This window comes from Pseudomonas sp. S3_A09 (assembly GCF_054668065.1).
In genome coordinates, this window is record NZ_CP162752.1 from 857,573 (window position 1) to 870,293 (window position 12,721).

Annotated in this window: 9 protein-coding genes and 1 riboswitch; of the genes, 4 read left to right on the forward strand and 5 right to left on the reverse strand. The window is 58.4% G+C overall.

Going from position 1 to position 12,721, the window contains the following annotated elements; all coding sequences use genetic code 11:
- Window positions 1–33: 33 nt before the first annotated feature.
- Window positions 34–284, reverse strand: a riboswitch (cobalamin riboswitch).
- Window positions 285–381: 97 nt separating this feature from the next.
- From AB4N92_RS04095 to hda, 3 genes are all read right to left on the reverse strand, one after another.
- The gene (locus AB4N92_RS04095) at window positions 382–921 is read right to left on the reverse strand and encodes a C40 family peptidase (protein WP_010208673.1); all 540 of its coding nucleotides are present in this window, start codon (window positions 919–921) and stop codon (window positions 382–384) included.
- 144 nt (window positions 922–1,065) lie between these two features.
- The gene (locus AB4N92_RS04100; protein WP_010208671.1) at window positions 1,066–1,695 is read right to left on the reverse strand and encodes a C40 family peptidase; all 630 of its coding nucleotides are present in this window, start codon (window positions 1,693–1,695) and stop codon (window positions 1,066–1,068) included.
- A gap of 213 nt (window positions 1,696–1,908) precedes the next feature.
- Complete coding sequence (hda, locus tag AB4N92_RS04105) at window positions 1,909–2,613, reverse strand: DnaA regulatory inactivator Hda (RefSeq protein WP_010208669.1); 705 nt, start codon at window positions 2,611–2,613, stop codon at window positions 1,909–1,911.
- A 147-nt stretch (window positions 2,614–2,760) separates the two neighbouring features.
- Here hda and AB4N92_RS04110 point away from each other — a divergent pair, with 147 nt between their 5' ends.
- The 4 genes from AB4N92_RS04110 to AB4N92_RS04125 are packed head-to-tail and all read left to right on the forward strand — an operon-like array spanning window position 2,761 to window position 10,266.
- Window positions 2,761–3,996 carry a DegT/DnrJ/EryC1/StrS family aminotransferase gene (locus tag AB4N92_RS04110; RefSeq protein WP_010208668.1) on the forward strand — a complete coding sequence of 412 codons (1,236 nt, stop codon included), beginning with the start codon at window positions 2,761–2,763 and terminating at the stop codon, window positions 3,994–3,996.
- Window positions 3,993–5,138: an ATP-grasp domain-containing protein gene (locus AB4N92_RS04115; RefSeq protein ID WP_236266889.1), complete on the forward strand. Its 1,146-nt coding sequence runs from the start codon at window positions 3,993–3,995 to the stop codon at window positions 5,136–5,138. The genes AB4N92_RS04110 and AB4N92_RS04115 overlap by 4 nt, the downstream gene beginning before the upstream one ends.
- Window positions 5,135–5,926, forward strand: coding sequence for a class I SAM-dependent methyltransferase (locus tag AB4N92_RS04120; RefSeq protein ID WP_010208665.1), 792 nt, complete (start codon window positions 5,135–5,137; stop codon window positions 5,924–5,926). Before AB4N92_RS04115 ends, AB4N92_RS04120 begins: the two co-directional genes overlap by 4 nt.
- Window positions 5,927–5,928: 2 nt before the next feature.
- Window positions 5,929–10,266: a glycosyltransferase gene (locus tag AB4N92_RS04125; RefSeq protein ID WP_236266888.1), complete on the forward strand. Its 4,338-nt coding sequence runs from the start codon at window positions 5,929–5,931 to the stop codon at window positions 10,264–10,266.
- A 105-nt stretch (window positions 10,267–10,371) separates the two neighbouring features.
- Here the strand turns inward: AB4N92_RS04125 and AB4N92_RS04130 are convergent, their stop codons facing one another.
- Both AB4N92_RS04130 and AB4N92_RS04135 read right to left on the reverse strand, forming a co-directional pair.
- Entirely contained in the window at window positions 10,372–11,445 is a 1,074-nt protein-coding gene (locus AB4N92_RS04130) for an AI-2E family transporter (protein ID WP_010208663.1), read from the reverse strand.
- A 32-nt stretch (window positions 11,446–11,477) separates the two neighbouring features.
- On the reverse strand, window positions 11,478–12,518 hold the full coding sequence (locus tag AB4N92_RS04135) for a DUF2066 domain-containing protein (RefSeq protein ID WP_010208662.1): 1,041 nt from the start codon (window positions 12,516–12,518) through the stop codon (window positions 11,478–11,480).
- Window positions 12,519–12,721: the final 203 nt, after the last annotated feature.

Consider the following 12,721-nt stretch of genomic DNA (forward strand, 5'->3'; position numbering starts at 1 on the left):
AAAAAACAGATAGCCAAGCATCGCCCACCGTGATGCTGTTGGATGTTGCAGGCCGGTCTCCGGGCTCATGAGTGGCGCGCGTCTTATAGAAGCGCGTACCGACGCTGCGCCTTCCCATATCGCGAGCGATACAGTGGCAAAAGGCAGCGTCTTGACTCATTTACCGTTGCGGGGGCAGCGCCGGGATCGCGGCGTCACTGTGTACAAGTGCGCTCACTCACCGGCTTCCCTGTTTCACTCCGTCGACCCATGGGCCACAGAGCACCTGGAACAAGCGGCGAAGGGTAGTAGTTTGAGGGGCGAGCTGCAAGCTTCAAGCTGATCGCCGCAAGCAGGCATCGCACCGCTTGCAGCTTCACGCGTGAAACCTGCCGCTGCTTTCTAGGGATTACGCGCCAGATTGCCTGGCAACACGCGCTTGGCGCTCAGGTAGGCATTCTGCCAATACGCCTTGGACAAGGTGTCCAGCTTCACCGTACCGCCGGTTTGCGGTGCATGCACAAAACGGCCTTCACCGACGTAGATCCCGGCGTGGCTGACCTGTGAACCGCCGCCCGTGGCAAAGAACAACAGGTCGCCCGTCTGCAGATTCTGCTCGCTGACATCTTGCGCACGCATCACGATCAATTCGCGAGTGGTACGCGGCAGGGAGATACCGGCAGCGTCGCGGAAGACAAAACCGATCAGGCCACTGCAATCAAACCCGGAGTCCGGTGTATTGCCGCCCCACCGATAAGGCGTGCCGACCAGGCCCAGGGCACGGAAGAGGACGTCTTCGGCCGCAGGCGAGAAATTCTGGCTGGAATAGTTGAACACCGGCTTGGGCTTCACCGCTACGGGAGCAGGCGGCGGTGGACGACTTGCGCAGGCGCTGAGCAGCGCGGCGCAAAGAATGAGGATCAGGCGGGCCGAGGTCGACATGGGCAGAACAATCCTGGTCTGGATGCGGCTTTCGCTGCCGAACGCTGAAAACCAGAACGCGCAAGCAAAGCTCGCGCGAACGGATTACAACAATGTCCAGGGATTCTAGCGCTTACACGTCAAACTTCAAGTATCACTTTAAGTTTACTTGCTAGCGGTAACTGTCGTCGGGGCCATGGCGAGTGCGCGCTTGGCTTCGATGAAGGTTTTGCTCCAGTAGCTGTCGCCCAGATTGTCGACTCGAACACCGCCACTGCGACGGCTGCTGGAGTGGATAAACTGGTTGTCGCCCAAGTAGATACCGGCATGACTCACACGACCACGCCCTGCTGTACTGAAGAAAAGCAGATCACCGGGCTTGAGGTTGTTGCGCGCGACCAACGGTGCATCCACGTTGATCATTTCGCGGGTGGAGCGTGGCAGGTTCATGCCCGCTTCTTCACGAAACAGATAGCCGATGAAACCGCTGCAGTCGAAGCCGGCTTCAGAAGTGCCGCCGAAACGGTAACGGGTACCGATCAGGGACATGCCGCGTTCGAGGATGCTGTCGGCCAGAACGGGAAGCTGGTAAGGCTTGCTACCGGAGAAGTTGGTCAGCTCTTTTTCAGTTGCCAGCTCTTCTTCATAAACAGAAGCAGACTGTGCAGCAACGAATTTTGCCTGATTTTGAACCTGTGGTTTTTGCTGTTCTGCCACCTGTTGAGGGTGGGAGGCGCAACCAAACAACAGGGTAACGAGTGCGAGGGGCACGAGGGGTGCGAAGCGATTTAGCATGGGCACGACCGTGGCTGATATGTAAAGAAGACGAGACTATGCCCTCTATCACATCGATTTGCAAATTCAATCGTGATCTATGTGACTTCTTGTTTGGACCATGACATCTAAGCCCTTAACACCCCGTACCTGCCTTTTGCGTAGCCACATCGGCTCAAACGCAGGTTTTCTGGCGCCTGGAATTTGCCGAACGCGGCAAAAACAAAGGGCTGTCTACCAGCCGAGGGTTTCTTTCAAGAAGGGAATGGTCAGCTTGCGCTGGGCCTGCAAGGAGGCCTGGTCGAGCTGTTCGAGCAAATCGAACAATGCGCTCATGCTGCGTGTACCGCGAGTGAGAATAAAATGCCCCACCTCATCGGTGAGGTGCAGGCCACGACGGGAAGCACGCAGTTGCAAGGCACGCAATTTGTCTTCGTCGGAGAGCGGGCGCATCTGGAAGATCAGCGCCAAGGTCATCCGCGACTTGAGGTCGGCCAGCTTGATCGGCAATTCCCGTGGCGAGGTAGACGCGGCAATCAGCAGGCGCCGACCACTGTCACGCAAACGGTTGAACAAGTGAAAGAGCGCCTCTTCCCATTCCGCCTTGCCGGCGATCGCTTGCAGATCGTCCAGGCACACCAGCTCGTACTGCTCAAGATGGTCGAAAATGCCGATACCGCGATCCATCAACTCAGCCAGGGGCAGGTAAACCGCCGGCTCGCCCATTTGCTCGAAACGCAGGCACGCGGCCTGCAACAGGTGGGTACGCCCTACGCCGTGCTTGCCCCACAAATAGATCAGGCTTTCGGTCCACCCGGCGTCGGCTTCGCAGAGCCGCTCGACATAGCCGAGTGCAGCGGCATTGGCGCCTGGGTAGTAGTTGATAAAGGTGGCGTCGTCACGCAGACGCACACCCAAGGGCAGCTGAATCGGTTTCATGCTGACTGAACGGCTCCAAACGAACCGTTAGTGGCCTCTGTGTAAAGTTTGCAAAGTTTATACCCGTGACGCCGGGCGCACAATGCAACAGACCCCAAGCAAAATCAAAGGTTTGCGTTAACTTGTTGGTTTTATGCAAATTGTTCGATGCCGCAGAACCGCGAACCCACCAAGCCGACCCTTTACCAAATTGGTATGTTTCCTGCTTCGCCTCGTCATATTGCCAAGAACGACATTTCATTGACGGTTGTGCGTACCATGAAAAACATCATCAAGCTGCTCGTTCCGGAAATGCCCAAAGTCGAGCAGATTCTTGCGTACTGGAAGCAAATCGATGAAAACCGCTGGTACACCAACTTCGGCCCGCTGGTCAATGAGCTAGAGGGCCGGCTATCGCGCTCTTTCAGTCGCGAGCCCGCGCAAGTCCATGTTGTGTCTATGGCGAATGGTACGTGTGCGCTGCAAATTGCATTGGAAGCCCTGAAGCTTCGCAAGAGCGGCCGCGTATTGGTACCCGGATTGACGTTCGTTGCCACGGCTACCGCAATCATCCGGGCCGGACTCACGCCGCTTATCAGCGACGTCGATCCTGACAATTGGTTGCTGACCCCCGCCATAGCACGCGCAGTGCTGGCCGAAGTGCCCTTCGATGCAGTGATGCCGGTGTCCACGTACGGTTGCGCTCAAGATGTCGCTGGCTGGGATCTTTTTAGTGCCGAAACCGGAATTCCGGTGGTCGTCGATGCCGCAGGCGCCTGGGGTAACCAGCAGATTGGACTGACGACCAAAGTCGCCTTCAGCCTGCACGCCACCAAATCCCTAGGGGGAGGTGAAGGTGGTTTCGTGGCTTCGCGCCACCACGCCTACGCCCAAAGCATGCGAGCATTAAGTAACTTCGGCATCGATGCACAGAGTGGAGGCCTGGTCTTCGAGGCCGGCGAGAACGGCAAGATGAGCGAATACCACGCCGCCGTCGCACTGGCCGCGATGGACAATTGGCCAACTGTCGCAGAAGCACGACGCAATTTGCATCAACGCTACGTAGAACGCCTAAATGAAAAAATCCCTGCACTGAAACTCCAGTCCAAGCCCGTCGATGGCGTGTACAGCCTGATGCCCGTAATGCTGCCCGCGGGGTTACGCGGTGTAGATATTCAGTTGCGCCTGCTGGGCAAAGACATCGAAACCCGGCGCTGGTACTGCCCTCCGCTGCATGGCCACCCCGCTTTCCAAGCCTATACGGCTGGCCCGCTGCCAGTGGTTGACCAATTAGCGGAGCGTTTGCTGGGATTGCCGTTTCATCTTTCACTCAGCGATCAATGCGTGGATAGAGTCATAGAATGCCTGGCCGAATTGCTCGCTGAACAACTGGCTGCGCGATGACGATGACACCCGCTGAAAAGCCTTTGGTGATCATATTCACCGGGGCCAACGAGCGCGCGGTCGGCGCTTTTTGTCGCTCCCTTCAGCGCGACCGCATCGACTTCGTCTTAATCACACGCAACACTCAAGATGCGCTATATCGCACACGCCTTCGCCGCTACCTGTTTGCACAACGCACTCAGGATGCCCTTGATGAAAATGAATTCAAGCGCCTACTGCTCGACATCAAGGCCAGCCACCCCACACGCCCGCTGACCATCGCCCCGAGCGCCGAGTCGATAAACCGTCTGCTGATGGGCATGCAAGACTGGTTATTCCTGGAAGGCATCCAGGGTATATCTGTCAGCCCGGCTATTTACCATCTGTTTTCCGATAAGGAAAAACTCTTGGCGGCGGCAAAAGTCGTCGGCCTGAAAATACCCGCGCAAATCGAGCAATTGTCTGAAGGCCAGTTGCCCTTTGTGCTCAAGCCCAGGGTCGAAAGCGGCCCCCATGGCCAGCGCCTTTACCCGCTGCTGGTGCGTAGTGCTGCCGAGTATGCTGAACATGCACGCCACTACGATGCCGCACGCTACCTCATTCAACGCTATATAGACGGACAAAGTTTTTACTATCTCTATTTCCGCAACGACGCGGGTGTCGTCGCGCTCTATCAACGCAACATCGCCCAGCAGGCGGCAGGCAAATCGATGGTTGCCGCCGAGCTGGTGCGCTGCCCCGATACAAATACCGACCAGCGCCTGCGGGCATTGCTTGAACAGCATCACTATTGCGGCTTCATCATGTTTGAGGTGATGGAAAGCGCCGGCCAACACTTCATCATCGAGGCAAACCCACGCCTTTGGGGGCCGATGCAACTGGCGCTTGAAAATGGCTTCCGCGCCAGCTGGTTGGTGCAAGATCGGCACCAGACGCCGCAAATGGCCGCGCAACAGCGTTTTCTAGGCGTCTGGCAACGGGACAAGTACCTCTGGCTCGGCGGCTTTGTCGGACAGCCACGCAGTGACATGCGCTTTTTCGCCGGCGCTCGCAGCTGGCTGCTCAAGGCCTGCTGTTGGCTGCCGCGCTATGACATCTGGTTCGCCACTGACAGCCTGAGGCTGTTCTTCTTCGAATTCCTTCGTTCAGGCAAACGCCAATGACCAAAGAACAACTACTGGCGCTGTATATGCACTCCGGGAAACACGCCTGTTACCAACCGCTGCCTGCTTTCGTGACAGAACGACTAGGCTTTGACGTACCGGTGAACCCGCGTTGGCGTGCCGACCACGGCCGCCTGGAATACCTGGAAGCGCACTTCGACTTCAGCGGCCAACGGCTGCTGGATGTCGGCGCCAATACCGGACTATTCAGCACCACCCTCGCTCATACTTACCCCAGCAGCCACTGCGTTGCCTGGGAGCTGGACGAGACCAGCGCCAACTTTATTCGCGCCTTGAGCGTCGAGTTCGATTTGAACAACGTCGAGGTCGTACAGCAAGCCCTCGACTACGCAGTCGCGCAGGCGATGCCGGGGCATTTCGATACGTTGTTGTTGTTCAACGTATTACATCATGCAGGAGTCGATTTCGATGCCGCGCTTGTGCCCGACAAACATGCCCTGCAAGGTTATATCCAGGGTTTTCTGAAGGCGCTTCGCCCGTCAGCCGACTGCCTCCTCTACCAGATGGGTTTCAATTGGGGTGGCGACACCGCGCAACCCGTGGCGGGTCGCAATGTACTGGCCGAAAAACTCGCTTACGTCGATGCAGCACTGAGAGGCACCGGCTGGGAGATCGAACACATCGGGTTGGTATTGGACCCGCACACACGGAAAATCGAGCTGTTCGATAGCCCCGGCGCCCTCGCTCAAGCTGAAACCTGTGATCGCCTCGGCCGTGAAGGCGGCCTCAGCGAGTTCTACCTTCGCCCCCTGTTCAAGTTGGTGTGAGCATGACCAATACCCTCCCGACCAGCCGCTTACCGCTGGTCAGCATTGCGATACCTGCCTATAACCCGCGGTTCTTCGAGGCCGCGCTGAGTAGCGCACTGAACCAGAGCTACGCGAATCTGGAGATAGTGATCACAGACGATTGTCGTGACGACGGCATCCGCCTGATCACCGAGCGTCTTGCTGCACAGACCGCAGTGCCGGTGCGCTACCTGCACAACGAACAGCAGTTGGGTGGCCAGCTCAACCTCAGTCGCTGCCTGGAAGAATCCCGGGGCGAATACATCAAGTTTCTCAATGACGACGATCTGTTGCTGCCCAATTGCGTCGAGCGCCTTGCCGCCGTGCTTGAGGCACGTAACGATATCTCGCTGGTCACTTCACGGCGCCGACTGATTGGAACCGAAGACGAGCCACTGCCTGACATCCTCCAGACGTGTGAAGTATTCGACAAAGACGCCTGCCTGCAGGGTGCAGACCTCATTTCGCTACTGTGCGACTGGCCTGTCAATTTCATTGGCGAACCTAGCACAGTGATGTTTCGTCGCGCCCAACTGATCGACAAAGCGCCACATATCTGCGCTTTGGGCGGCGTCGTTATTCGTGCCATTAACGACTTGGCCATGTTTGTGAACCTGCTGCAACACGGCCATCTCGCTTTCATACAGGAGCCCCTGTCACTCTTTCGCCGGCATGCCGAGCAACGCCAGAACCAGCCAGATATGCAGGATCTGTTCGATCAGGGCCTCGCCAATTTCACCCGCCAGATCCACGCACTGGGGCTCTACAACCCGCAGCCTTCATCGCAGGTGCGACGTGCCCCCTTGTCAGCCCCTGAGGCCTTTGAGCCGTTTCATGTACAGGGCGCCTACCTGGCTTGCGATTTCCAGCCACTCATTACCTCGCACAGTGCCGCCCCGCTTGTCGGCGAGTGCGAAGTACTTGTCGCCGAGCAGCCCGTTCTCGAAGACGGCGAGCCTCCCATTGGCGTGGTGATCCATGTGTATCTTCCAGGTGTGCTGCTAGACATTTTGCGCCGCCTGGTCCTGCTGCATGAACGCCTGCATCTATACGTAACGTGCGTAGCCGGCCTGGAAGACACCGTACACAGCCACCTCGCCGTCAGCGGTTTGAAATACTCGCTCTATCGGGTGCCCGATCACGGTAGGGATGCCCTGCCATTCCTCCACGTACTTGCGAACTTGCGTGCCGACAACATCACCACGCTGGTCAAGCTGCACACCAAACGCTCGGCCCATATGGGCACCGAGAGCTCCTGGGCACATGACCTTTTCGATGATTTGCTCAGCCCTGTGCGATTCCGGCAGTCGGTAGAATATCTTGCCGCCCCATCGCACCATCCACTGCTCGGCACAGAGCCTTACCGGGCGCAAGTCACTCAGGACCTTGAAGAAGAAGACCGTCAGCGCCTGCTGGCCCTGGCCGAACGCGCCGGGATTGATTCACAACGAATCGACGATGCGGATTTTTTTGCCGGCTCCATGTTCTTTGTACGCATTGAAGCGTTGGCCCCCTTGGAACGGATGAACCTCACCGGCAAAGATTTCGACACTGAACGCGGTCAGCTTACCGGCACGCTGGCACACGCTATCGAGCGCTTCTTCGGCGTGCTGGCGAATGCAGGCAAACACCAGCGCAATATCGACCAGTATCGGCGATGGCTGGATACCCGACAACTGTCTACCGCGGACTTCGAAGGCTTGCCAACACGGCTGGCTGGCTGGCCACAGCACACCGACGTATTGGTGGTGTTGACCGATACTACCGGTGATATTGCGCAGCTACGTGCCAGCCTGGAAAGCATCAACCGCCAACTCTACAAGGCGGCGGCCATCGTGGTGCTGTCAAACAGCGAGCCGGCCGGGATGACACCGGCCGATAACTTGGTCTGGCTACCGCTGGCGGAGTCCTGGCCCAGCCAGCTCAATGAGCTGCTTCAGGCCATCCAGGTCGACTGGTGCTACCTGCTACGGGGCGGCGACCGACTTGATCCCCACGCGTTGCTATTGCTGGCAGAGGGCATCGCCCTTAACCCGGGCATCAGCATGTGCTACACCGATGAAGATTCGCTGACCGCTACCGGTTACCAAGACCCGGTGTTCAAGCCTGACCTTAATCTGGACCTGCTGCGTAGTTATCCCTATGTTGGCCGAGCCTTGGCATTCAGTCGCGAGTCAGCGTTGAATCTCAATGGCTTCGACCCCGCCTTCGCCGAACTCGCGCCCCATGACCTGCTCTTTCGGCTGATAGAAACCCACGGGCTAGGCACCGTCGGACACCTCGCGGATGTGCTCGTGCACCAGCAGATCAACTTCGGCCAGTGGCTCGGCGAGCCTCAGGTCATTGCACACTCGGCAGCTATAGTCCAAGCGCACTTGCAACGTTTGGACGTGGCTCATGAAATGCGTACGGGGCCTTTGCCGATGGTCAATCGCGTAATTTACCAACACGCCGGGCAACCATTGGTGTCCATCGTGATCCCGACCAAGGACCAACTGCCGATGTTGATGCGCTGCATCGAAAGCGTGATGGAGAAAACCCGCTACACGAACTACGAACTGATCATCATCGACAACAATAGTGAAACGGCGCAGGCCCGTGAGTGGTTCACGGGCATGGAGCAGTTGAATAACGCCAAGGTACGCATACTGCGCTACCCGCATCCGTTCAACTATTCAGCCATCAATAACTACGCCGCCAGCCAAGCCCGTGGCGAATACCTGGTGCTCCTCAACAACGACACTGCGGTCATTGATGGCGACTGGCTCGGCGCCATGCTCCATCACGCCCAGCGGCCGGAAGTGGGGATAGTCGGCGCCAAGTTGTTGTTACTCGACGGGACTATTCAGCACGGGGGCGTGGTGCTCGGTTTGCACGGCGTAGCGGACCACCCCTTTGTCGGCGACCCCATACAGTCCAACGGCTACCTTCATCGCTTGCAAGTTGACCAGAACTACAGCGCGGTCACCGCTGCCTGCCTGATGATCCGTGCCGACCTGTACCACCAGGTGGGTGGAATGGACGAGACGAGCCTGGGGGTTTCATTCAACGACGTAGACCTCTGCCTGAAAGTGGGCCAAGCCGGGCAACTGATTGTCTGGACACCTTATGCATTGCTGATGCACGAAGCCAACGTCAGTCAGAACAAGGTCGACACGACCAGACTGGAAGCCAAACGCGAGCGCTTCAAACGCGAGCAATCGGTGATGTACCAGCGCTGGCTGCCGCAGCTCGCCAATGACCCGGCCTATAACCGCAACCTGACACTGGAAGGCCGCGGATTTGCCTATGAATGCCGTAGCGACGCGGGCTGGCATCCGTTCGCCAGCCATCAATTGCCTTACGCCCTTTGCTACCCCGGCGATTTTTTCGGCAGTGGGCACTACCGCGTGCGCCAACCTTTTGCTGCCCTGAAGGCAGCGGGGCTGATCGAGGGCGCGGTCAGCGACTGGCTACTACAACCTGTAGAAGTAGAGCGCCATGCGCCGGATACGATCATTTTCCAGCGGCAATTCACTACACCTCAGTTGGAGATTATCGAGAACACCAAAGCATTCTCCAAGGCGTTCAAGGTCTATGAACTGGATGACTATATTCTTGATGTCCCCACCGGCAACGCAAGTCGCCAGTTGTTTCCCAAAGACACCGCAAACCGTCTGAAACAAGCTATCGGCCTCTGCGACCGGCTGGTGGTGTCGACCCAGCCGCTCGCCGATGCGCTGGAACACTTCAATGCAGACATCCGCGTGATGGAAAACCGCCTGCCAGGCACATGGTGGAACGATCTGACCAGCCATCGCCAACAAGGCCGCAAGCCACGGGTCGGCTGGGCCGGTGGTTCAAGTCACGGCGGCGACCTGCGAGTTATCGCCGAAGTGGTTCGCGAGCTGGCGCAGGATGTGGAATGGGTATTCATGGGTATGTGCCCACCGGAACTACGCCCCTATGTCCACGAATTCCACCAAGGTGTGACAATCGAAAAGTACCCATCACGGCTGGCCGGTTTGAACCTGGATCTGGCCTTGGCGCCGCTGGAAGACAACTTTTTCAATGCCTGCAAAAGCAATTTGCGGTTACTGGAATATGGCGCCTGTGGTTTCCCGGTGATTTGCTCGGATATTCGTTGTTACAGCGGTGAGTTGCCGGTGACCCGGGTCAGAAACACGCCTAAAGACTGGATTGCCGCCATTCGCGAGCACCTTACCGAACGGGACGCCAGCGCTCGAGCCGGAGACGCGCTGCGTAGCGCGGTGCTCAAGAACTGGATACTCAAGGAAGAACACCTGGTGGCGTGGAGAAACGCCTGGCTGAAAACGTGAAAACTGCGGTCCGGCGACGTTCTTAACTACGACGGGGCTCAGAGCCACAGGCATAAAAAAATCGGAATCCTTAGCGGATTCCGATTTTTTCTTGTGATGACAAAGTTACAGATCCGGGTCTTCAACCCCTGTATACACATCCGAATCCTTGTACAAATCGTGCACATGGCGCACCAGCACCATGATCACTGCCGCCACCGGCAGCGCCAGCAAGATGCCCGTAAAGCCAAACAGCTCACCGCCCGCCAGGATCGCAAAGATCACTGCCACCGGGTGCAGGCCAATCCGATCGCCGACCAGCAGCGGCGTCAGGACCATGCCTTCCAGAGCCTGGCCGACCATGAACACGGCCACGATGCCCAACATTGGGTACAAATCACCACCAAACTGGAACAGCCCGGCCACCAGTGCCGCGCCGATACCAATCACGAAGCCCATATAGGGCACGATCGCAGCCAGGCCGGCGATCAGGCCAATCAGCAGGCCCAATTCCAGGCCGATGGCCATCAAGCCAGCCGCATAGATGATCCCCAGGGCCAACATCACCAGGAGTTGGCCACGCACGAAGGCGCCCAATACCTCGTGGCACTCTTCGGCGAGGGAGACGATGCGTTCCTCACGGTCACGCGGCAGCAGGCTGCGGATCTTGGCCATCATGAGGTCCCAGTCGCGCAGCAGGTAGAACGCGACCACCGGGATCAGTACCAGATTGGTCAGCCAACCGATCAGCGCCAGGCTGGACGCAGTGGCTTGGCTTAGTACAACGCCGACAATATCGGTGGTCTGCCCCATGTGCTCGCTGATCGCGGCCTTGACCTTGTCGAACTTCCAGAAGCCATCCGCCAATCCCAGCTTGGCCTGGGCCCATGGCATTGCCGTGTGCTGCAGCCAATCGAGCATCTGCGGCGCCAGCTCATAGAGTCGGAACAGCTGCTTGGCCAGCATCGGCACCAGTACCAGCACCAACGCCGTGATGATCAGGGTAAACAGCGCGAACACCGCCACCACGCCCCAGGTACGCGACAGCCCGGCCTTCTCCAGACGATCCACCACCGGATCGAAGAGATAGGCCAGCAGCAACGCGACCAGGAACGGCGTCAGGATCGAATGCAGCAAGAACACAAAGACGCACAGCAGGACAATCCCGCCAAGCCACACCCAACGACGCGTATCCGCCATAAACCACTCCATCTATATAAAGAAGAAAACCGCTACCAACGAAAACGCAATTGCGCCTGAGGCTCGGGTGCCATTGCCGGTTGCGCGCCATCCACTGCCGATTGCTGGACCGGCGCCTCACCCGCAGGAATCTCCTGCAACTTGGCCAGGCTCAACTGGGTGCGCAACTGATCGGCACTGCCGTTGACGCGGTACACGATGCGATTGCCATCCACTGACTGCGGCTGACCGCCAAAAGGCTCCAGCAGATGACCCAGTGCGGCATAACGCTCCAGGGTCATGCCCTGCACTTCCAGCAACTGTTCGGTGCTCACGCCGGGCTTGACCGCGAAGCGCGGCGCGAGCTTCTGGCTCACCGCCAGCATCACCGCATCGGCCACGGCGCCGGTGTCGGCCCCTTGAACCGTGCCCTGCTCGCTCTTGTCGCCCAGCCACAAGCGCCATTTGGCTTGCCATTGACTGCCTTCCTGGCGCGCATGCACGGCCAGCAAGGCATCGGCGCCGTAACGCTCGGAGGCGGTGCGCAGCGGCGTTGCGTCGGCACTTTCCAGGTTCGGCGCGGTAGCGACCACCTGCTCATCCAGGTCGCCCAGCGGCAGGCGCAACGGCAAGCCACGGTGTTGCGCAGCACGGCGCAACGCTTGGGCGACGGTCTGGCCATCGCCAACCAGGCTGCTGCCTTCGGTGGAGTCGTTCAGCCACCAGCCTAGAATCGACGGCCGATTGCTGCCCCAGATCGACAAGCCCGCTTCACGCAGGACGCGATCGGTGCTCACCGGGTCGAAATCCACTTGCAGGCTTTCCGGCGGGCCGGCGTCATAGCCGTACTGGCTGATGATTTGTTGCGGATCTTTACGAACGGCCGCCAGGCCCGGGCCGTCGGCGGCCTTGGCGTCGCCGGTCAGGCGGATCACCAGGGTCTGCACGGCGCGCTGGGTGGCCTGGTCGCGCTCCTGGGGCGACTGGCTGCTGACGGGTTCAAGTACTTGATAAAGGCCATTGAGGGTTTCGGCATGACTCGCCAGGCTGAGCAACGACAAGCAGCCTACAAAGAAGAATTTACACAGACGCATGGAAGATTCCCGAACGACAAATTTAGCGGCTGCAACAGACCGCGTGGATCCGGTTTGCCAAGGCTGTGACCATGGCGACCGGTAAAACATTCACGAGGACTCGGCAGTTTTTGTACTGTCATAACGATAGCGGGTTAAAGGCTATACCTTAATACACGCCAAAGCAGAGCCGATTAGCATTTTTTTAACCGGCTTTTTTGCCT